We start from the raw sequence: 21,635 nt of genomic DNA, 5'->3' as shown, positions 1-21,635 counted from the left end.
TCCCCAAACCCCTTGCCTTTGGACGAGGACGAGACAGCGGCATCGCTGCCGGAACGGACAGGAAGCCGAAAGGAAGCGGCCTATCAAATCTACCGGGACCTGATTTTGGAGAACATCGAGTATGACACCCTCACTCAGAATCCCCGGATAGACCGGGAGCAGCTGGACGAGATCGTGGACATCCTGCTGGAAACGGTCTGCACCAGCCGCAAGTCCATCCGGGTGGCCGGGGACGATTATCCGGCAGAGCTGGTCAAGGCGAAATTCTTGAAGCTGGACAGCCATCACATCGAGTTCGTCATGGACTGCCTGCGGGATAACACCACCAAAGTCCGCAACATCAAGCAATACCTGCGGGCCATGCTTTTTAACGCGCCCAGCACCATCAACAGCTACTATGCGTCCCTTGTGGCGCACGATATGGCGCAGCCCGATTGGGGCCGCCCGCCCAACACCTGACCGAAAGGAGTACCCATCCATGAGAACACTTTACCTGCGGCGGCTGGTGGTTCCACCCTAGCTGCCGCTCTGAATTTTCTGCAACAAGGAGGGATTCATATTGCAGGAAGAAGTCACCCAGAAAACCATTGCCCTGTCCATGAAAACGGGCAAACTCACCGCCCAAGCGTTGCAAGCTGCACTGAAAAAATACTTGCAGCACCGGGCCAAGGGGCCAAAGCTGCATCACGGCAGGCAAAGCCTGAAACAGCTGAAAGCCCACGGCGCGGCCCTGACCAACATTGAAGTCACGGAGGCGAACGTCGGGGCGTTTAAGCCCTGCGCCAAGAAGTACGGCGTGGACTTTACCTTGCGCAAGGATAAAACCACTCAGCCGCCCCATTACATCGTGATCTTCAAGGCCAAGGATGCGGACAATCTGGAACAGGCGTTCCGGGAGTTCACCGCCAAAACGCTCTCCAAGGAGCAGCGGCCCTCCATCCGCAAGGTGCTGGCAGCAGCCAAGCAGAAAGCCGCCCAGCAGCCGAAACGTGCGAAGGAAAAAATCAAGCAAAGGGGGCTGGAACGATGAAGCCTGAACTGAAAAGGCTGCTGGTGCTGAATCTGCCATATCTGCTGTTCGTGTACCTGTTTGCCAAATGCGGGCAGACGTACCGTCTGTCGGCGGGCGCGGATGCTTCGGCCAAGCTGCTGCACCTAACGAGCGGCATCTCCGCCGCCTTTGCAAGCCCGCTGCCCAGCCTGCACCCGTTTGACCTGTGTGTGGGCGTTGTTGGGGCGGTGGCTGTCCGTCTCATTGTGTACAGCAAGGGCAAGAACGCCAAGAAGTACCGCAAGGGTGAAGAATACGGCTCTGCCCGGTGGGGCACCGCCAAGGATATTGCCCCCTACATCGACCCCAAGTTTGAAAACAACATCCTGCTGACCCAGACCGAACGCCTGACCATGACCGGGCGGCCCAAAGACCCCAAGACGGCCCGGAACAAGAATGTGCTGGTGATTGGCGGCTCCGGCAGCGGCAAGACGCGGTTTTACGTCAAGCCCAACCTCATGCAATGCTTTCCCACGTCTGATTATCCCACCTCATTCGTAGTCACAGACCCGAAAGGCACACTGGTTCTCGAAACAGGCCAAATGTTCCAGCGGGCGGGCTACCGGGTGAAAATCCTGAACACGATAAACTTTTCCAAGTCCATGAAGTACAACCCCTTTGTTTACATCCACTCGGAAAAGGACGTGCTGAAGCTGGTGAATACCCTTATCGCCAACACCAAGGGCGAGGGTGAGAAATCAGCAGAAGATTTTTGGGTGAAGTCGGAACGGCTGTTCTACACGGCTCTGATTGGCTACATCTGGTACGAGGCCCCGGCAGAAGAAATGAACTTCACCACCCTGCTGGAAATGATAAATGCCAGTGAAGCCCGCGAGGACGACCCGGACTTTCAAAGCCCAGTGGACCTCATGTTTGAACGGCTGGAACAAAAAGACCCGGACCACTTCGCCGTCCGGCAGTACAAAAAGTTTTTGCTGTCGGCGGGCAAGACCCGTTCTTCCATTCTCATTTCCTGCGGTGCCCGTTTAGCCCCATTTGACATCCGGGAGGTGCGTGAACTGATGGAGGACGATGAAATGGAGCTGGACACCATCGGGGATGAAAAGACCGTGCTGTTTTTGATTATGAGCGACACGGACACCACCTTCAACTTCATTCTTGCCATGCTCCAAAGCCAGCTTATCAACCTGCTGTGTGACCGTGCGGATGATAAATACGGCGGTCGGCTGCCTGTCCATGTACGGCTGATTCTGGACGAGTTCGCCAACATTGGGCAGATTCCCAACTTCGACAAGCTGATTGCCACCATCCGCAGCCGGGAAATCTCGGCATCCATCATTTTGCAGAGCCAGTCGCAGCTGAAAGCCATCTACAAGGATGCAACCGAAATCATTTCGGACAACTGCGATTCTGTTCTCTTTTTGAGTGGGCGGGGCAAAAATGCCAAAGAGATCTCCGATGCGCTGGGGAAAGAGACTATCGACAGTTTCAACACCAGCGAAAACCGGGGTTCTCAAACCTCCCACGGACTGAACTATCAAAAACTAGGAAAGGCGTTGATGTCAGAGGACGAAATCGCAATCATGGACGGCGGCAGATGTATTTTGCAGTTGCGGGGTGTGAGACCGTTCTTCTCGGAGAAGTTCGACATTACCAAACACCCGCACTACAAGTACCTTGCAGATGCGGACAAAAAGAATACCTTTGATGTGGACAGGTTCTTATCCACCCTGCGCCGGAAACGGCAGCAGGTAGTCGCACAGGACGAAAGTTTTGACCTGTACGAAATCGACCTGTCGGATGAAGATGCAGCCGCCGAATGAGGCGGCATTTTTTGAAAAAATTTTTGAGTGCCGCAGAACAAGCGGCAGAAAGTGAGGACCTTATGGAATTTTTCAACAGCGCAGTTGATACTTTGCAGACGATTGTGGTCGGTCTGGGCGGTGCCCTGTGTGTCTGGGGTGGCATCAACCTGTTGGAGGGCTATGGACAGGATAACCCCGGCAGCAAGAGCCAGGGCGTGAAGCAGCTGGTCGCGGGCGGCGGCGTTGCCCTGATCGGCGTGACCCTTGTCCCGCTGCTGTCCGGGCTGCTGGGCTAAGTCCTGCATCGCTGCCCACAATTTTCCGAACAACGAACACTTAAAATCCTACTCCGCGCTCTCCCACCGAACCGGGAGGGCGCGGGAAAGGAGGTATCTTTGCTTGATTAGTGAGATCATCGAGAAATGGATAAAAGGCATTTTGATAGATGGTATCACGGGCAACCTCTCCGGCCTGTTCGATAACGTGAATGCCAAGGTGGGCGAAATCGCTTCGGATGTCGGCTCTACCCCGCAGGCGTGGAACAGCGGCATTTTCAATATGCTGCGCAGCTTGTCCGAAACGGTGGTGCTGCCCATTGCAGCGGCCATCCTTGCCCTTGTGATGTGCCATGAGCTTATCCAGATGATTACCGAAAAGAACAATATGCACGACTTCGACACCTCCATGTTCTTCCGCTGGATTTTCAAGTCTGCCTTTGCCATCCTCATTGTCAGCAACACATGGAATATCGTTATGGGTGTGTTCGATGCCACCCAGAGCGTTGTCAACCAAAGTTCCGGCGTTATCATCGGTGAAACATCCATCCACTTTGACCGCCTGATACCCGGACTGGAATTTCAGCTGGAAAGCATGACCATTGGCAGTCTGCTCAGCTTGTGGTTCCAGACCCTTGTGGTGGGCCTGACCATGAACATCCTGTCTATCTGTATTTTCCTTGTGACCTACGGCCGCATGATTGAAATTTATGTGGTCACGGCGTTAGGCCCCATCCCGCTGGCGACCATGGGCAGCAGCGAGTGGCGCAGCACCGGGCAGAATTATTTGAAATCTTTGCTGGCACTGGGTTTCCAAGCGTTCCTGATTATGATTGTCGTGGGCATTTACGCGGTGCTGATACGCAACATTTCGGGCGCGGCGGACATTGCCGGGGCCATCTGGGGCTGCATGGGCTACACCGTGCTACTCTGTTTCTGTCTGTTCAAGACCGGCAGCATCAGCAAGTCCGTATTCGGTGCCCATTGAGAAAGGAGCGTTTGAATGGCGTATGTGACCGTTCCCAAAGATTTGACCCATGTAAAATCCAAAGTCTTATTCGGGCTGACCAAGCGGCAGCTGGTCTGCTTCGGCGGTGCGCTCCTCACGGGCGGGCCGCTTTATTTTTTGGCCCGGAACTATCTTTCCAACAGTGCAGCGGCCCTGCTGATGATTTTTGCCATGCTGCCGGGACTGCTGTTCGCTCTGTTTGAGCGGCACAGCCAGCCCCTTGAAGTAGTGATTCAGCAAATGATTCAGTGCTGCTTTATCCGTCCCAAGGAAAGGCCCTATCAGACCAACAATGCTTACGCCGCCCTTGTGCGGCAATACCAAATGGAACAGGAGGTAAAGGCCATTGTCCAGAAAAACGATACCCCGCGAAACCGAAAAGCCCAAAAAGCTCACCCGCGCCCAGAAAAAAGAAATTGATGCCGTTCTCCGCAAGTACAAGGGTGACGGCAAGCCCCGCACGGCACAGGCCACCATCCCGTATGAGGCCATCTACCCGGACGGTGTGTGCCGCATTGACCGACGCACATTCTCCAAGTGCATTGCCTTTGAGGACATCAGTTATCAGCTGGCCCAGCCGGAAACAAGAACCGCCATCTTTGAACACCTGTGCGACCTCTACAACTATGTGGATGCTTCCATCCATGTGCAGCTTTCGTTTTTGAATCGCAAGGTTGACCCGGTGCAGTACGCAAAAAGTTTTGAGATCGAACCGCAGGGAGATGATTTCGACGACATCCGCGCCGAGTACACCGCCATCCTGCAAAAGCAGCTTGCCAGCGGAAACAACGGCATTGTCAAAACGAAATACCTGACCTTCACCATCGATGCCGACAGCCTGAAAACCGCACGGGCTCGGCTGACCCGCATTGGCCTTGACCTGCTGGGCCATTTCAAGACCATGGGCTGCGTGGCACACGTCATGGATGGGCGGGAACGTTTGGAGGTGCTGCACGGCATCTTCCACCCGGACGGCGAACCGTTCCGTTTTAGCTGGGACTGGCTGGCACCCTCCGGCCTATCTACCAAGGACTTTGTGGCCCCGTCCTCCCTCTGCTTCGGCACGGCCAAGACCTTTGGGCTGGGCGGCAAGTATGGAGCCGTGAGCTTTTTACAAATCCTTGCGCCGGAACTTTCAGACGAAATGCTGGCCGACTTTCTCAAAACGGAAAGCGGGATTCTCGTCAATCTCCATGTGCAGGCCATCGACCAGACCGAGGCCATCAAAACCATCAAACGGAAAATCACAGACCTTGATGCTATGAAGATTCAGGAACAGAAAAAGGCTGTCCGTTCCGGGTACGACATGGATATCCTCCCCAGCGACCTTGCCACCTACGGCGAGGATGCCAAAAAGCTGCTGAACAAATTGCAGACCCGGAACGAACGGCTTTTCATGCTGACTTTTTTAGTGCTGAATGTGGCCGACACCAAGCAAAAACTGGGCAACGATGTGTTCCAAGCGGCAGGTGTGGCGCAGAAGTACAACTGCTCTCTTGTCCGGCTGGACTACCAGCAGGAGCAGGGCCTTGTGTCCAGTCTGCCGCTGGGCATCAACCAGATAAGGATTCAGCGCAGCCTTACCACCTCCAACGTGGCGGTGTTCGTGCCCTTTGTCACGCAGGAGCTTTTCCAGAGCGGTGCGGCCATGTACTACGGAATCAACGCAAAATCCCACAACATGATCATGCTGGACCGCAAGCAGGCCCGGTGTCCCAACGGCCTAAAGCTGGGCACTCCCGGCAGCGGCAAATCCATGAGCTGCAAGTCCGAAATCGTCAGTGTGTTTTTAACGACTGCTGACGATATTTTTATTTCAGACCCAGAGGCCGAGTATTACCCGCTGGTCAAGCGGCTGCATGGGCAGGTCATCAAACTTTCGCCCACCAGCAAGGACTATGTGAATCCTCTGGACATCAACCTGAATTATTCCGAAGATGACAGCCCACTGGCCTTGAAGTCGGATTTTGTGCTGTCGTTCTGTGAGCTGGTCATGGGCGGCAAAACAGGTCTGGAAGCGATCGAACGCACCGTGATAGACCGTGCCGTGAAAGCCATCTACCGCCCCTATCTGGCGAGCCCCTGCCCGGAGAATATGCCCATCCTCTCCGATTTGCACCAAGCCCTGCTCGACCAACACTTGCCGGAAGCGGACCGGGTAGCGCAGGCATTGGACCTGTATGTGTCCGGCTCGCTGAACGTGTTTAACCACAAAACGAATGTGGACATCCACAACCGGCTTGTGGCCTTTGACATCAAAGAGTTAGGAAAACAGTTAAAAAAATTGGGGATGCTCATTATCCAAGACCAGATATGGGGCCGTGTTACCCAGAACCGCAGTCAGGGCCGCGCCACATGGTATTTTGCAGACGAGTTCCATTTGCTCTTGAAAGAAGAACAGACCGCCGCGTACAGTGCCGAGATTTGGAAGCGCTTCCGCAAATGGGGCGGCGTGCCCACAGGTGCCACCCAAAATGTGAAGGACCTTCTTTCTTCCCCGGAGATTGAGAACATTCTGGAAAACAGCGACTTCATCACGCTGCTGAATCAGGCATCCGGCGACCGCAAAATCCTTTCGGAACGGCTGAACCTCTCCGCAGACCAGCAGAAGTACATCGACAATTCGGAACCGGGCGAAGGACTGCTGATTTTTGAAAACGTGGTGCTTCCGTTTTCCAACCCCATCCCGAAAAACACACAGCTCTATAAGATCATGACCACCCGGCTCAGCGAGGTGGTGGAGCTATGAGCTTAACACATTTCAGCTTGTTTTCCGGCATCGGCGGCATCGACCTTGCCGCGGAAGCAGCGGGGTTTACCTCTGTCTGTCAATGCGAGTGGGCGGCATTTCCCGCCGCTGTGCTGGCAAGCCACTGGCCGGAAGTGCCCCGTTTTCAGGACATCACCACTGTAACAAAGGAGGCTTTCTTTGAAAAAACAGGACTTCGCACCGTCACCCTCATTTCAGGTGGCTTCCCGTGCCAGCCGTTCTCCACCGCAGGGCGGCAGCGCGGCTTCCACGATGAACGCTACCTGTGGCCCGAAATGCTGCGGGTCATCCGGGAATTGCAGCCCCGTTGGGTGCTTGGAGAAAATGTTGCTGGCTTCCTCCGTATGGGGCTCGACAAAACGCTCATTGACTTGGAGCAGGCAGGTTACGATGTTCGGGTTTTCGTATTACCTGCTGCTGCCGTTGGCGCGTGGCACGAACGGAAACGGGTATTCATCATCGGCTCCGCTGCTTCCCACACCCCTTGCCAGCGACACCGGGGATGTGGGCAAGGGGTTGGACATCCAAATCTCTGCGAACGGCAGCTATCGCAAGATGAACAAGGATGGCAAAGCATGGACGGCGCGGCTCTCTCATGTGGTCTACCGCATGACCCCCACCACGCTGGAAAGGCCCTACCTCAACCCGGACTGGGTAGAGTGGCTGATGGGTTTCCCGCGCAAATGGACGGACATTCCCTTTGGGCCGAAGAACCCGCCGACATCCCGCGTCTGACCGAAGATGTGCCGAACCGCAGCAAGCGGATGAAAACACTGGGCAATGCAGTTTCGCCGCCGCAGGTGTTCCCGCTTCTCAAATACATTGCGGATATTGAAACGGGCAAGTGTTCGCCCTGCCCATATTTTCAGAACGGAGGTGATGCACCTTGAAAGAATTGCAGGCGAGAGCCAAAGTCACCCAGACCATGACCCGTGACGGTCTGGTGGTAGAAAATCAGGCTGACGGCACTGTGGAGAATGTTTCCTGCCGGGAAGCGGAACAGGACTACTCCACGGATGCCGAGGGCAAGGCCGAAAAAATTCTGGAACGGGCCGAGGACATCAAGGACGGGCATAAAAATAAAAAGAAAGCGAAAAAGGCAGCAGAAACAGCGGCCACCGCCAAAAGTGAAGATGGTCTGCACCGTTCCGCTGCCCGTTTGGAATTGACCGAGGACGAACGGGCAGACCCGGAGTTGCAGCCGTACATCCACAAGGCGGAAGCAAAGGCCGACAAGCTGGATGCGGCCCGCGCCGCTCTGCCGAAGAAGCGTGTCCCGGTCAAAGAAAAAGTCTACGATGCCGCCAGCGGCAAGGCGAAATCCACCCTGCGCTTTGAACAGCAGGACAAAGGCCCGCCCAGCCTGAAACCAAACCCGGCCAGCCGCCCGCTGTCGGAAGCATTGCTGTTCGCTCACGGAAAAATCCACGAGGTCGAACACGAAAATGTGGGCGTGGAGGGCGGCCACAAAGGTGAAGAACTGGTGGAGCGTCAGACCGCTAAGGCCATCCGCAGCGGCATCCGGCACCACAAGATGAAGCCCTACAAGGCCGTGGAAAAGGCAGAACGGGAACTGCGTTCGGCCAACGCCGAGTATTTCTATCAGAAGTCGTTGCGGGATAACCCACAGCTTGCGCAGTCTGCCAGCAACCCCATTTCCCGGATGTGGCAGAAACGGCGTATCAAACAGCAGTACGCCAAAGCTGCACGGCAGGCCGGACAAGCCGCCGCACAGGGTGCAGCCACTACCGCAGAAAATGGTTTCCGGGTAACAAAGCTGGCAGCCGAAGGCGGCGAACGGGTGGCCGAATTTGCTGCCCAGAACTGGAAAACCATTCTGATCGTGGCGGTGTTCGGTCTGCTGGCTCTGCTCTTGATAACGGGCTTGCAGTCCTGCACGGTGATGGCGGGCACCGCTGGGACCGGCGTGACGGCATCCTCTTACTTTTCCAAGGACAAGGATATGCTGGGTGCAGAGAAAGCCTACGCCAAGCTGGAACAAAAACTGCAACGGTATCTCGACACCTACGAGGCCACCCACAACTACGATGAATACCATTTTTATCTGGACGAAATCGAGCATGACCCCTATGTGCTGATCTCGATTTTGTCCGCGCTCCATGATGGCGTTTTTACATTGGCCGAGGTGCAGGGCGAACTTGAAATGCTCTTTGAAAAGCAGTACATCCTGACCGAGACCGTGACCATGCAGATACGTTACCGTACAAAAATGATGGTCATTATTGGCCCGTATGGTGTGCCGCAGGTTATCACTTACCAAGAACCGTATGAATACTACATCTGCACCGTCAAGCTGAAGAACAAGGATTTATCCCATCTGCCCGTGGAAGTGCTGACCGAAGAACAGCTTAGTGCCTATTCGCTCTATATGCGCACACTGGGCAACCGGCCGGATTTGTTTGGCAAAGCGCAGTACCCCAATGCGTCCACCATCAAGCAGCCTACCTATTACGATATTCCCCCGGAAGCCCTCAAAGATGATAGGTTCGCCGCCATGATGGAGGAAGCGACAAAGTACATCGGCTACCCGTATGTGTGGGGCGGCAGTTCACCCAGCACCAGCTTTGATTGCAGCGGCTACATTTCGTGGGTGCTGAATCATTCCGGCTGGAACGTGGGACGCCAGACGGCACAGGGCCTTTACAACCTCTGCACCCCTGTTTCAGCGGCGCAGGTCAAACCGGGCGACCTTGTGTTTTTCAAGGGAACCTACGATACCCCCGGCGTGAGCCATTGCGGCATCTATGTGGGCAATTCCATCATGCTGCACTGCGGCGACCCCATCTCTTACACAAATCTCAACTCAAAATATTGGCAGGAACATTTTTACAGCTATGGGCGTTTACCGTGACGCCAGAAAGGATTTTGTATGGCAAAAAGACTTTCCCGCATTGAGCGCGACATTGAACGGCTCAAAGAAAAAATCTCTGAATACCAGCAGCAGTTGAAAGAACTGGAAGCTGCAAAGATTGAACAGGAAAACTTGCAGATCATTCAGCTGGTGCGCAGCATGAACATGAAGCCGGACGAGTTCGCGGCCTTCCTGCGCAGCGGTGCGCTAAACGCCGCTCCTACCGTCACCCCGTACCACAAACAGGAGGATGCCGCCGATGAAACCTGACAACTGGAACCGCTTCGCTGCCGGACTGCTGGCTATCCTGCTCTGCCTCTGTTCGTTCTCCATGCCTGCTTTTGCAAGCGGCACTGACCCAGCCCCGGAGCCTCTGCCGGAAATTACCGAGGAAGAACCGACTACGGGCGGCATGGAGCCGGAGGGTGTACCTATCACGCCCAAAGGCAACGCAACACTGGTGGATGATTTCTACGGGGACAAACAGCTTATCACCGTGACCACCAAAGCCGGGAATTATTTTTACATTCTCATTGACCGCGCCAACGAGGACAAAGAAACCTCTGTCCACTTCCTGAACCAAGTGGATGATGCCGACTTGCTGGCTCTGCTGGATGAAAAACCGCAGGAAACCGAGGTCTGCACCTGCACGGTGAAATGTGAGGCCGGAAGTGTCAACGAAAACTGCCCTTTGTGTGAAAAGAGCCTGCGGAACTGCACGGCCCCGGAAGCGGTGAAAACTGACACTGAAACGCCGCAGGAAAAACCGAAGTCCAGCATGGGCAGTCTGATGATCCTGCTGGTGCTGGGTCTGGCGGGCGGCGGCGCGGCCCTCTATTATTTCAAGTTCCGCAAACCCAAGGCCGACACCACCGGCCACGATGATTTGGACGAATACGATTTTGGCGAGGATGAGGATGCAGACGAGGAACCTGCTGAAATCGAGATTCATTCAGAGGACGGACAGGAGGACGAAACATGAGCTTTCAGCTGGTGATTGCCGAAAAGCCCAGTGTAGCCCGCAGCATCGCCGCCGTGATCGGGGCCACTGAAAAGCAAAACGGCTACTGGCAGGGCGGCGGGTATCTGGTCAGCTGGTGCATCGGGCATCTGGTGTCCTTTGCCGAGGCGGGCCAGTACGATGAAAAATACTGTAAGTGGCGGTATGAGGATTTGCCCATCCTGCCCCAGCCGTGGCAGTTCATTGTCCCGGACGAAAAGAAACAGCAGTTTGAAATTGTGCGCTCTCTGCTCAACCGCCCGGATGTGGACAGTGTGACCGCCGCGACCGACGCAGGCCGGGAGGGAGAACTGATTTTCCGTTTCGTCTACCAAATGGCCGGCTGCACGAAACCCGTAAAGCGGCTCTGGATTTCCAGCATGGAGGATGCCGCCATCCGGGAGGGCCTTTGCAAACCTGTGCCCGGATTCGGATTATGATGCGCTGTACCAATCGGCCCTCTGCCGTGCAAAAGCGGATTGGCTGGTGGGCATCAACGCAACGCGGCTGTTTTCGGTGCTGTATCACAAAACCCTGACGGTAGGCCGGGTGCAGACCCCGACACTGAAAATGTTGGTGGACCGGGACGCAAAAATCCTGCGCTTCCAGAAAGAAAAGTATTACACAGTCGGCATCCAGTCCGGCAGTCTGAAAGCAGACAGTGGACGCATTGCCAGCATGGACGAGGCCGACACTTTGAAAAATGCCTGTGCCGGGGCATCTGCTATCTGTTCTTCTGTCAAGCGGGAGAAAAAGACAGAACAGCCGCCCAAGCTCTATGACCTGACTACATTGCAGCGGGAAGCAAACCGTCTGTTCGGTTTTACCGCAAAACAGACCCTTGATTACGCCCAGCAGCTTTACGAAAAGAAATTGCTGACCTATCCCCGCACCGACAGCCAATATCTGACCGAGGACATGGGCCAGACAGCACAACATCTTGTGTCTGATCTGCTGGGACTGCTGCCCTTTGCCCAAGGACTTGCGCTGACTGCGGAAGTAGGCCGGGTGCTGAACAGCAAAAAGGTATCGGACCACCACGCCATCATTCCCACCGCAGAATTTGTAAAGCAGGGTTTCACTGGTCTTGCCGAGAGTGAATGCAAGCTGCTGAACCTTGTCTGCTCCAAGCTGCTCTGCGCCGTGGCTGCACCCCATGAGTACGAAACTGTGACTGCTGTGTTCTCCTGTGCAGGGAACGAGTTCGCCGCCAAGGGAAAGACCGTGCTTGTTCCCGGTTGGAAAGAGATCGACCAGAGGTTCCGCTCCACCCTGAAAGCAGACGGCGAAGAAGAAACGGAAACCCTGAACACCCTGCCGGAACTGACCGAGGGACAAAGTTATTCTGTTGTATCTGATATTTCGGAACATTTCACGTCCCCGCCGAAAGCCTACACCGAAGATACACTCCTGTCAGCAATGGAGCGGGCCGGAGCCGAGGATATGCCGGAAAACGCAGAACGCAAGGGGCTGGGCACACCCGCCACCCGTGCCGCGATTCTGGAAAAACTGGTGCAAATGGGCTTTGTGCAGCGCAAGAGCAAGCAGCTTGTCCCCACCAAGGACGGCATCAATCTGGCGGTGGTTCTGCCGGAAAGCCTGACCTCTCCCGCTCTGACTGCTGAATGGGAAAACCGTCTGACCGAGATTGCCAAGGGCAATGCAGACCCGGACGAGTTCATGGCCGAAATTGAAGCGCAGGTGCGCCAGCTGGTCAAGACCTATTCTTGTATCAGTGCAGATAAGCAAAACCTGTTCCAGTCGGAACGGGTTATTATCGGCAAGTGTCCCCGGTGCAGTGAAAACGTCTATGAGGGCAAGAAAAACTTCTACTGCGGGAATCGTAGCTGTCAGTTCGTGATGTGGAAGAATGACCGCTTCTTTGAGCAGCGCAAAAAGGCGTTCACGCCGAAGATCGCCGCTGCTCTGCTCAAAAACGGTAAGGCAAAGGTCAAGGGCCTCTATTCCGAAAAGACAGGCAAAACCTATGATGCAACGGTGCTTCTGGCAGATACGGGAGGCAAGTACGTCAATTACCGGGTAGAGCGCAAAGAGTAAGGCAAAAATACGAGGGCCGGTTATGGTAAGGTGAAGCATTCATTTTGCCATAACCGGCTCTCTCTATCCGTAGGATAGCAAAAAAAGGAGTGTGACCAAATGAGCGAATTATTTTCCATCCAGCTGCAAAATCGGCAGCAGCAAGGCAGGGATGGCGTCTGGCTGGACCTGCCTACCACAACCGAACAGGTACAAGCAGCCCTGCGGCAAATCGGCATTTCGTCCGATAATCCGCAGAGCCTTTTCATTTCCGGCTACTTTGCCGAGGAAGAAAAACGCTTTGCAATTCCTTATAACTTGGTGCTGGCATCCAATGTGGACGAACTGAACTTTCTGGCCGCACGGCTGGAAACGCTTTCTGCCGGGGAACGCGCAGAGCTGAACGCCGCCCTGCAAGCCCCGCAGAGTGAGCTTTTCAGCATCGGGAGAATCACCGACTTTCCCGAAAACGTGGACTACTATGTGCATCTGCCGGATGTGCACGGGCCTGCCCAGCTAGGAGATTACTACCTGAATCGCTCCGGCATGGTGGATATGCCGGACGAATGGAAAGGCGGCATCGACACGGCGCAGTTTGGCCGCTATGTGGCCCAGCAGGAGCAGGGTGCATTTACCCAGTACGGCTACCTTGTCAAAAGCGGGGACGAGTGGCAGAAAGTCCACGAAGGCCAGCCTGTGCCAGAGGAATACCGGGTGCTGTCTTTTCCTGCATCGGAAATCCTGCGGGATGCGGCCAACATCCCGCCGCCTGTTCAGCCTGAAACGGAACCGCAGAAAGTTATCCCCATCATCCTGAACGGCAAAGACAGCGCGGAACGGATGAAAGAAATTACGGACCGGCTGGAAACAGGGATTCAAGAGCTGTTCGACAGCGACCGCTACAAAGCCTACCTCACCACGATGGCGAAATTCCACAATTACAGCTTCAACAACACCTTGCTGATCGCCATGCAGGGCGGCCAACTGGTGGCGGGCTTCAACAAGTGGAAAGACACGTTCCACCGCACCGTAAAGAAAGGCGAAAAAGGCATCAAAATCCTTGCTCCTGCGCCGTACAAGGTCAAGCAGAAGATGGAAAAGCTGGACGAACAGGGCAAGCCGATTCTGGACAAGGACGGCAAGCCGCTGACGGAAGAAAAAGCGGTGCAGATTCCGGCCTTTAAGGTGGTTTCCGTGTTCGATGTCAGCCAGACCGAGGGCGAACCGCTGCCATCTATCGCAGTGAATGAACTGTCCGGCAGCGTGCAGGACTATCAAGATTTTTTCAAAGCGTTGGAGCAAGCTTCCCCGGTGCCCATCGGGTTTGAGGACATCGAGGGCGGGGCGCACGGTTATTTCCACCTGCTTGACAACCGCATTGCCATTCAAGAGGGCATGAGCCAGTTACAGACCATCAAGACGGCTATCCATGAAATTGCCCACGCCAAACTTCACGCCATCGACCCCACCGACCCGGAACAGACCAACCGCCCGGACAGCCGCACCCGCGAGGTGCAGGCCGAAAGCGTAGCTTATGCTGTCTGCCAGCACTACGGGCTGGACACATCCGAGTATTCCTTTGATTATGTGGCCGGGTGGAGTTCGGGCCGGGAACTGGCCGAGTTGAAAGCCTCTCTGGAAATTATCCGCAATACGGCCCATGAACTGATCTCCGCACTGGACGAACATCTGGCAGAACTGCGCCAGCAGCGGGAAACAGAACTTTCCACTGCACAGGAGGCTGCATTTGCGCTGGACAACGGCAATACGCTGTTCATCCAGACCTGCGATTCCGGCTATGACTACACCCTGTATGGCCCGGATAATAAGGCTCTGGACGGCGGCCAACTGGACGCACCCGGTCTGACCCTGCCGGATGCCGGGCAGGAAGCTCTTGCTCTGCTGGGGCAGACAGTCAAGGTGTCGGAAGTTTTGTTGGGCGACAAGCTGGCAGCGTTCCAAGAGGCAGCAGAAAAAGCGAATGAAATTCCCGCACCCGTTAAAATTCCAGACCCCGCCGCAGAGCCCACGGTCACAATTCTGTGGAGTGAAAGTGACAAGCTGCAGGACGGCGAAACCATGCCACTGTCCGTGGCAAACCGCGTCTTTGAAGAACTGGACACCACCCAGCACACGGAACGGGAAAAGGACGGCTACACAGGTGGCTGGTACGACAAGACCGCATTCCGCATTGATTTTACCCTGAACGGCCAGCCAGACAACTACGAGGGGCGGCAGGATTTTGGTGACGGAGAGGGTTCTTTGGTTCAACACATCCAGAACTACCACGAATACTACGCCAAAGATGAAAACTGGAAGAATTTTGTTCTGCATAACAAAGGCCCGAAAGCATGGGAGCAGGACAAGGCAGAGCGGGAAATGGTGCTGACCGAGTTTATCCCGTACCTCAAACAGCATTGCAATCTTTCCGCTATGGAGCAGACGGCTACCGCCGCTTTGCGAGAGGGACAGAACATTTCGCCGGAACAGGCGGCCTATTACAACGCTGTTGTGGCCTATGTGCAGGACTGCCGCCCGCTGCTCAACCAAGGCCAGTATAACTTGCCGGAACCGCCCAAGCTGGCTGACTTTGACCAGAGCTTGCAGGATTACAAGGCACAGGTGCAGGCCGAGATCGCGCAGGAAGCGGCTGCTGCCGGAATGACCGTAGAGGAATACGCAGCGGCAGGCTTTGAAGCACCGCAGCAGGACAGCTTTTCCATCTACCAGCTGCGCAATGAAGATTCCACCCGCGATTACCGTTTTGAGCCCTACGACCGCCTGCAGGCTGCCGGTTTGACCGTGGACAAGGCCAACTATACGGAAGTATACGCCGCGCCGCTGACTGCTGGCACCACGTTGGAGGACATCTACCGCACATTCAATGTGGACTATCCGGCAGATTTCAAGGGACACTCGCTGTCTGTTTCGGATGTGGTGGTGCTGCACCAGAATGGGCAGGACACCGCCCACTACTGCGACAGTGTGGGCTTCCAGCAGGTGCCGGAGTTCTTGCGGGAAAATCCGCTGCGCACCGCAGAACTTTCCACGGAACAAAACGAAAATATGATTGATGGTGTGTTGAACAACGCACCCTCTCTGGGCGAATTGGAGGCCAAAGCAAAGGCCGGAGAACAAATCTCTCTGACAGACCTTGCCGCCGCAGTCAAGGCCGAGGAAAAGGCACCAAAAGCCAAGAAGTCCCGCACAGCCAAGCCGAAAAAGCCGTCCATCCGGGTACAGCTTGATGCCGCGAAAAAGGAGCAGAGCAAGCGACCGCCGCCACGGGAAAAGACAAAGGAATTGGAGGTCTGACACATGAATTTCAGTGTAGAAGAAGAAAATTTGATCTGTATGTACCACACCTCTGACCGCCGCCGCACGATGGCACGGATGCTGGCCGCCCTGCCGGATATGGACACGGAAATGCGGCGGCTGGCAAACGGTACCATTGCAAAGTTGGAGCGTATGACCGATGCTGACTTTGACGGACAGAGGTTTGATTTTACGGGTGAATAATACCGTCAGCTTGACAATGACGCATTATTTTTAATCAAAGTAATGTGTCATTGTCAAAACGAAAATAGCCGGACACGGTGGCCTTGTGGCTGCTGTGTCCGGCTGTTTTTCTGTCAATCACTTTCTGATAAAGCGAATGATATTCCCGTGTACCGAAATGTATTTTTCTTTTTCCAATGTTTTTATATCGTTGTCAAAACTCGCCGTTACGCCTTGAATTACGCCGGGCTGCTCAGGCGGGAGGTATCGTTGCTTTAATTCTTCATAAGAAATTTCCCCTGCCGCTGAAATAAGGGCTAAAAGTCCCAGATTACAGGGTTCAGTCATTTTCATATTAAATCCTCCAAATCTTATTATTTTTCTTTCTTTTCGGCAGACTGCTCCGGCAGTTCGGCGGCATCTTCTACAATGTCGGTCACAAGCTGCTGGAAGTCAAACGCATTCTTTTCTGTAATAACGGGCTTGCCAGTTTCTGCTTCAAGAGCCTGCCGTGCAATACCGGCTACCTTGCCGCCGCGTTTAGCAACCTGCTTGTTTTCTTCAAAGGTCTGCGGCTTTGCAGTCTTGGAAATATCCGTGGTAGATGCTTCCGCCAGCATGGTCAGCACAAGTTCCAAATCGGTCATGTTGTCCCGGAGATTTTCTTTTGTCAGACCTTTCAGCCGCTTGTACTGCCCCGTGGTCATGCCGGACCATGCGCGTGAGATTTCATCGGTCAGGATGGCGTACTCCTTGCCTTTTTGCACCCCGCGCTTCTTCCATTCATCCGTCAGCTCATTTCGGATGCGGATTGCCAAAAGCCGCTGATGAATCCATTCTTCGGAGTAGCCTTTCTTCAAATAGGTATCAAGCGCACGGTCAATGGCCTGCTCCGGGTCAATGGTTTCCTCGATGCGTTCCTTGCCCACCATTGCCAGCCATGCCTTGAACGGTTCAGCCTTTGGGGATGGGATAGACTGGATAATGCGTAGGAGCTGTTCAGTGTTTGCAACGTCCGTTTTACGTTTTTTGCCGTCCGGGGCAGTCATTTTCAAACCATTACAATTTGTAATGGTTTCATTTCCTTCGTCTTTAAGACGCTTTTTTAGAACGCGCCAATAGTTCTGCGGGTCTGCGCTGTCAGTCAGAACAGCAATCACATCAACGATAGCAAAATACCATTCTTCCTTTTCTGCATCCCATGCAGTGCGGATTTTCTGATCTTCAAAAAGCTGGATAGAGCTGTTATCGTTCACTTCTGCCATAGAGGGTTCCTCGCTTTCGTTGTCTAATTCTATTTTACATGATTTCGGGTGGAAACGCCACCCAGTCTAAGCGTTTGCAGTTCAAAAATCCGAACAATATTTTGTGCAGATTTACCGTTCCTGCATCTGCTCCTTTCCCGGTGTTGTCCGCAGGATGCCGTCCACATTCTGCTTGATGATACCATACTCCTGCATCTGGCGTTTGGCTTCGGCATACTGCCGCTGCAGCTGGTCTTTCTGCTCGGCCAGTTGCTTATACTCAGCTTTCAGCGCGTAAAGGTCGGGCAGCTTTTGAAAGCTCTGCTCTTTCAATGCCTTGGCCGCCGCCTCGTAGAGAATCAGGGCGCCTTCATGCTTACGCCGGAACTGCTTTTTGTCAGCGACCCGCTGATACTCCTGCACCAACGGGCGCAGCTCCTTACAGGTAGTAACATCCTTTATCAGCACGGCCATTTCAGCAAGTCGGCGCTCTGCTGCTTTCAATGCGGCGGCCGCTTCGGTGCTGGCGGCGGTGATCTCGGCCACCCGGCTTTCCAAATCCGGGTAGCTTTCGATTTCATGCTCGGTCAGGAAGTTCAGCGTCCGGGCCGCCTGTTTCAGATTGTGGAGTTTTGCCCACTTCTCATACCCTGCGGACTGCTGGGCCTTGATGCTGTTTTCCAAATCAATCCGCAGAGAAATTTTGCGGTTTTCCTTGGGCTTTCGCTCCACGAACCGCCCTTTGATGCGTTCGATGATGGCTTCCTCGGTATAGGTTTCTCCCAGCGTTTTGCAGCGGGTGAACCGCTTCTGTCCGGGTGCGCGAAACGACACATACTTGCACCGCTTGACCTCATAGCCCTGCTCCTGCAGGAGCCGCAGAAAATCGTCAAAATCCTTGGCCTGCGGGATGGTGGTATCTATGGCAGCTTTCAGCTTCGCCTTCCATCTCGTGCTTTTTCGGTGCGCGTCCCACTCGGCATAGCTCTTGCCCCGGCCTTGACTGGGCATTACCACGGACAGGCCGTGTTCCTTGCATAGCCGGTCGCTGGTGCGCCGGATGTAAGCATAGCTCCGCCGGTTGGAAACATACTTCCGCTGGTTCACCATGTCCACAGCACAGAAAATGACGTGGTTATGGACGTGCCCCTTGTCAATGTGCGTGGTCAGCACATACGGGTATTTGCCTTGCAGGACTTCATCTGCAAGCTGCCGGCCAATCTCGTGGGCCTGCTCCGGCGTGGTTTCGCCCGGCGCAAAAGACTGTATCAGGTGGTGGGCCAGATTGTTGCCTTTCTGCATGGCCTGTGACAACAGCAATTCAAATTCGATGTCTGCGGTTTCGTAGGCACAGGCAAAGGAGGACACCAACATTTTTTCATCCGTCTTGGCCGGATTCTCGATGTAGTCCAGTGCCTTTTTCAGCGTTGACTTGATAGGATGTATCTTTGTAACTGCCATATCTGCGCCAGCGCTCCTTTGATGTCCGCAACATCTTGTGTGTACAGCGGCCCCATGCTGTTCAGCCGCCGCGCGATCTGGTTAATATTGACACCAATCTTTTGCAGTTCGGCGGTCTGCGCCCGGATGTCGGTGGTGTCGATGTGGACAACATAACCATCTATCAGCATCTTCCGGGCGTAGGCAGAAAAATTCCGTGTGTGCAGCAGAGCCATCTTCTGCCGGATAAGTTCCTGTTCCTCCGGCGTCACGGGAACACGCAGAACAATTTTTCGGGTTCGGTTCGCCATAGTTTCACCTCGTTTCTTGGGGGTCTGGGGTACTCCCCAGCAAGCATTTCTGCCGGGAGTGGCTACACTCCCTATGCTTGCTACGTTACCTTTCCCCACTACTATGACACCACAACACCCCCGTTTTGCCCGCAAAATGCAAAAAAATAAGAGGACGCTTTTGCATCCTCTCAATGACCGTGCATGACAATCAGACACACACGGGCTCTTTTTCCTGTTCATGGATTCGTAAGGCACCGTCAATGGCACCTTCTACGATGGGTAAGTATTCTTCCGGGCAAAGCTGCAGCTTGTGGCTGACCCGCTGACGTTCCGCGCTTTCTTCCCGCATGAGTTCCGGGTTGAAGTACCGTTCCACCGGCAGGCCGCAAATTTTTATCAACTGAATCACCACCGGCAGGCTGGGCAGCGTGCCTTCGTTTTCGATGTTTGCAAGATACCGGCTGTCACAATGTATCATGTCAGCCAGCGCACTGCGGGAAAGCTGTTTTGCCTTTCGAGCTGCCTTGACATCCGCTCCGAACGTTTCAAAGCCGGGACAGTCCTCAATTTTCGCCATTCTGCATCACCCATATACATTTTATAGTTCATGGACGATTGGCGAAATGATGCAAAGCGCATTGTTGCTAAACTTTATTGTTCATAGTTTGAGCATTGTATTGTAAAGTGGGCTATCCTATAATAAGGAAGAAACCCTTTTTTGAAAAATCCGTCCGCTGTAACATTTCGCGGACATTTGCCTGTTATACTATCTGCAAAAAGCAAAGGAAGTGAGGATATGAAGCAGATTTTAATTGTCGAGGACGACAGTTTTTTGAATAAGATGGTGGCCTATAACCTGACCGCAGACGGCTATGGCGTGACTTCTGCCCTAAATGCCAGAACCGCAGCCGACGCCATCCACCAGCGGGAATTTGATTTAGTGCTGCTGGACATCAACCTGCCGGACGGGAACGGCTTTGAGCTGTGCAAGCTAATAAAGCCTCAGCACCCGGACACCATCGTAATATTCCTGACCGCCAACGATCAGGAGAGCGACCAGATACGGGGTTATGAGGTGGGCGCGGTGGACTACATCACAAAGCCCTTTGTGATTGGGGCCTTGCAGCGGAAAATCAAAGCCATGTTCGCCATGCTGGAACACCACAAACCGGCCAAGGACATTTACGACGACGGGCGGTTGTTTCTGGACTTCTCGGAGCAGACGGCTTCCTTAAACGGCAAGCCCCTGACTCTATCCCCGATGGAGTACAAAATGCTGAACCTGTTCCGCAAAAATCCCCGGCAAGTGCTGACCCGTGGGCAGCTTTTGGAAAAGCTGTGGGATATAGACGAGAGGTTTGTGGACGAACACACCCTGACAACCTCCATCAGCCGGATTCGCAGCAAGATTGAAGCCGACGGAGGCGTGCCATACATCAAGACCGTTTACGGTATGGGCTATCAATGGACGGGAGGCGAGGCAAAATGAAGTTTCAAAATCTATCGGTAAAGCGTCTATTTGGCCGGGTAGCAATGGGGCTTGTCCTTTCCATGTCCGGGATCACCATAGCCCTGTTTCTTGTGACAAAACAGACGGCGGTGCTGCTGACGGGCGGGGCGCTGCTGCTGTGCGCCCTTGTGGGGATTTTTGTACTGACGCAGGCGTTTGGAAAGCGGCTGTCGCAGTTTACCGTAGACCTGTGCCAAACCTTAGACCACATGATCACCGGAAACGAAGCGCCAAAACGCCCGGAGGACAGTGAAACCCAGCTCGCCAGAATCGGGCACCGGCTGGCGAGACTTTACCAGATCATGCAGGAGAACCGTCGCCGGGTGGACGAGGAACGGCAGGAGTTACAGACCCTTGTATCGGATATTTCCCATCAGGTAAAAACGCCGGTAAGCAATCTGAAAATGGCGACGGATACCCTGCTGGAAAAGCCCATGACTGAGGCGGAGCGCACCGACTTTATCCGGGGAATCCGCAGCCAGACAGATAAACTGGACTTTCTCTTTCAGGCTCTTGTGAAAACCTCACGGTTGGAAACGGGCGTAATCCAGTTGAATAAGAAACCGGTCTGCCTCTTTGATACTGTGGCACAGGCCATGAGTGGGATCGTGTATGCAGCGGAGAAAAAGGAAATTGCCGTGTCCGTGGACTGCCCAGAGGATTTGACCGTTTCCCATGACAGCAAGTGGACATCCGAAGCCCTCTTTAACCTGCTGGACAATGCGGTGAAGTACACCCCGGCGGGCGGGAAAATCGCTGTGTCGGTGGTGCTGTGGGAAATGTATGTGGAGATCAAAGTGACCGACACCGGCAAGGGCATTTCCGAAAGCAATCAGGCTGCCATCTTCCGGCGCTTCTATCGTGAGGAAG

20 protein-coding genes and 1 pseudogene are annotated in these 21,635 nt (G+C 54.3%); 16 read left to right on the top strand and 5 right to left on the bottom strand.

The genetic code is table 11. The features are described from left to right. The 14 genes and pseudogenes from D3F01_RS15110 to D3F01_RS15045 all read left to right on the top strand — a co-directional run. The coding region (locus D3F01_RS15110; RefSeq protein ID WP_242889513.1) for a DUF6017 domain-containing protein at positions 1–459 on the top strand (459 nt) is incomplete at its 5' end. A gap of 100 nt (positions 460–559) precedes the next feature. Then, on the top strand, positions 560–1,030 hold the full coding sequence (locus D3F01_RS15105; protein ID WP_242889511.1) for a PcfB family protein: 471 nt from the start codon (positions 560–562) through the stop codon (positions 1,028–1,030). After that, positions 1,027–2,835: a VirD4-like conjugal transfer protein, CD1115 family gene (locus D3F01_RS15100; RefSeq protein WP_242889509.1), complete on the top strand. Its 1,809-nt coding sequence runs from the start codon at positions 1,027–1,029 to the stop codon at positions 2,833–2,835. Before D3F01_RS15105 ends, D3F01_RS15100 begins: the two co-directional genes overlap by 4 nt. 62 nt (positions 2,836–2,897) lie before the next feature. After that, positions 2,898–3,113, top strand: coding sequence for a Maff2 family mobile element protein (locus D3F01_RS15095; RefSeq protein WP_005922889.1), 216 nt, complete (start codon positions 2,898–2,900; stop codon positions 3,111–3,113). Between the two features lie 103 nt (positions 3,114–3,216). Beyond that, positions 3,217–4,080, top strand: a complete 864-nt coding sequence (locus tag D3F01_RS15090) for a VirB6/TrbL-like conjugal transfer protein, CD1112 family (protein ID WP_005927770.1) — start codon at positions 3,217–3,219, stop codon at positions 4,078–4,080. 15 nt (positions 4,081–4,095) lie between these two features. Further along, positions 4,096–4,521: a PrgI family protein gene (locus tag D3F01_RS15085; RefSeq protein ID WP_242889507.1), complete on the top strand. Its 426-nt coding sequence runs from the start codon at positions 4,096–4,098 to the stop codon at positions 4,519–4,521. Beyond that, complete coding sequence (locus D3F01_RS15080; protein WP_242889505.1) at positions 4,448–6,850, top strand: VirB4-like conjugal transfer ATPase, CD1110 family; 2,403 nt, start codon at positions 4,448–4,450, stop codon at positions 6,848–6,850. Before D3F01_RS15085 ends, D3F01_RS15080 begins: the two co-directional genes overlap by 74 nt. After that, entirely contained in the window at positions 6,847–7,761 is a 915-nt protein-coding gene (dcm, locus tag D3F01_RS15075; RefSeq protein ID WP_242889503.1) for a DNA (cytosine-5-)-methyltransferase, read from the top strand. The genes D3F01_RS15080 and dcm overlap by 4 nt, the downstream gene beginning before the upstream one ends. Next, the gene (locus D3F01_RS15070) at positions 7,758–9,743 is read left to right on the top strand and encodes a C40 family peptidase (protein WP_242889501.1); all 1,986 of its coding nucleotides are present in this window, start codon (positions 7,758–7,760) and stop codon (positions 9,741–9,743) included. The genes dcm and D3F01_RS15070 overlap by 4 nt, the downstream gene beginning before the upstream one ends. An 18-nt stretch (positions 9,744–9,761) precedes the next feature. Beyond that, positions 9,762–10,013: a DUF4315 family protein gene (locus D3F01_RS15065; RefSeq protein WP_242889500.1), complete on the top strand. Its 252-nt coding sequence runs from the start codon at positions 9,762–9,764 to the stop codon at positions 10,011–10,013. After that, positions 10,003–10,725 carry a DUF4366 domain-containing protein gene (locus D3F01_RS15060; RefSeq protein WP_242889499.1) on the top strand — a complete coding sequence of 241 codons (723 nt, stop codon included), beginning with the start codon at positions 10,003–10,005 and terminating at the stop codon, positions 10,723–10,725. The genes D3F01_RS15065 and D3F01_RS15060 overlap by 11 nt, the downstream gene beginning before the upstream one ends. After that, a pseudogene (locus tag D3F01_RS15055) lies at positions 10,722–12,801 on the top strand (DNA topoisomerase 3). Before D3F01_RS15060 ends, D3F01_RS15055 begins: the two are co-directional and overlap by 4 nt. A 99-nt stretch (positions 12,802–12,900) precedes the next feature. Further along, positions 12,901–16,095, top strand: coding sequence for a YodL domain-containing protein (locus tag D3F01_RS15050; protein WP_242889498.1), 3,195 nt, complete (start codon positions 12,901–12,903; stop codon positions 16,093–16,095). Between the two features lie 3 nt (positions 16,096–16,098). Next, entirely contained in the window at positions 16,099–16,299 is a 201-nt protein-coding gene (locus D3F01_RS15045; RefSeq protein WP_118564492.1) for a transposon-transfer assisting family protein, read from the top strand. A 117-nt stretch (positions 16,300–16,416) separates the two neighbouring features. Here D3F01_RS15045 and D3F01_RS15040 read toward each other — a convergent pair whose 3' ends face one another. The 5 genes from D3F01_RS15040 to D3F01_RS15020 all read right to left on the bottom strand — a co-directional run bounded on the left by D3F01_RS15040 (position 16,417) and on the right by D3F01_RS15020 (position 19,832). Then, positions 16,417–16,632, bottom strand: a complete 216-nt coding sequence (locus tag D3F01_RS15040) for a hypothetical protein (RefSeq protein WP_097786359.1) — start codon at positions 16,630–16,632, stop codon at positions 16,417–16,419. Between the two features lie 20 nt (positions 16,633–16,652). Continuing rightward, positions 16,653–17,543 (bottom strand): Bro-N domain-containing protein, encoded by an 891-nt coding sequence (locus tag D3F01_RS15035; protein ID WP_118564493.1) that lies wholly within the window; start codon positions 17,541–17,543, stop codon positions 16,653–16,655. A 111-nt stretch (positions 17,544–17,654) separates the two neighbouring features. Further along, positions 17,655–18,983 (bottom strand): relaxase/mobilization nuclease domain-containing protein, encoded by a 1,329-nt coding sequence (locus D3F01_RS15030; protein WP_242889497.1) that lies wholly within the window; start codon positions 18,981–18,983, stop codon positions 17,655–17,657. Beyond that, positions 18,944–19,273, bottom strand: a complete 330-nt coding sequence (gene mobC / locus D3F01_RS15025; RefSeq protein ID WP_117535494.1) for a plasmid mobilization relaxosome protein MobC — start codon at positions 19,271–19,273, stop codon at positions 18,944–18,946. The genes D3F01_RS15030 and mobC overlap by 40 nt, the downstream gene beginning before the upstream one ends. A 190-nt stretch (positions 19,274–19,463) precedes the next feature. Then, positions 19,464–19,832, bottom strand: coding sequence for a helix-turn-helix transcriptional regulator (locus D3F01_RS15020; protein WP_005927725.1), 369 nt, complete (start codon positions 19,830–19,832; stop codon positions 19,464–19,466). Positions 19,833–20,051: 219 nt separating this feature from the next. On the opposite strand from D3F01_RS15020, the gene D3F01_RS15015 reads away from it, so the two are divergent. Together D3F01_RS15015 and D3F01_RS15010 are read left to right on the top strand one after the other, a co-directional pair. After that, positions 20,052–20,744: a response regulator transcription factor gene (locus D3F01_RS15015; protein ID WP_242889496.1), complete on the top strand. Its 693-nt coding sequence runs from the start codon at positions 20,052–20,054 to the stop codon at positions 20,742–20,744. Continuing rightward, positions 20,741–21,635: HAMP domain-containing sensor histidine kinase (locus tag D3F01_RS15010; RefSeq protein WP_242889494.1), on the top strand; the 895-nt coding region annotated here is incomplete at its 3' end. The genes D3F01_RS15015 and D3F01_RS15010, both read left to right, overlap by 4 nt.

The organism is Faecalibacterium sp. BCRC 81149, from assembly GCF_022750605.1.
Lineage (GTDB): Bacteria > Bacillota > Clostridia > Oscillospirales > Ruminococcaceae > Faecalibacterium > Faecalibacterium duncaniae.
This window is presented reverse-complemented; position numbering and strand designations above follow the sequence as displayed.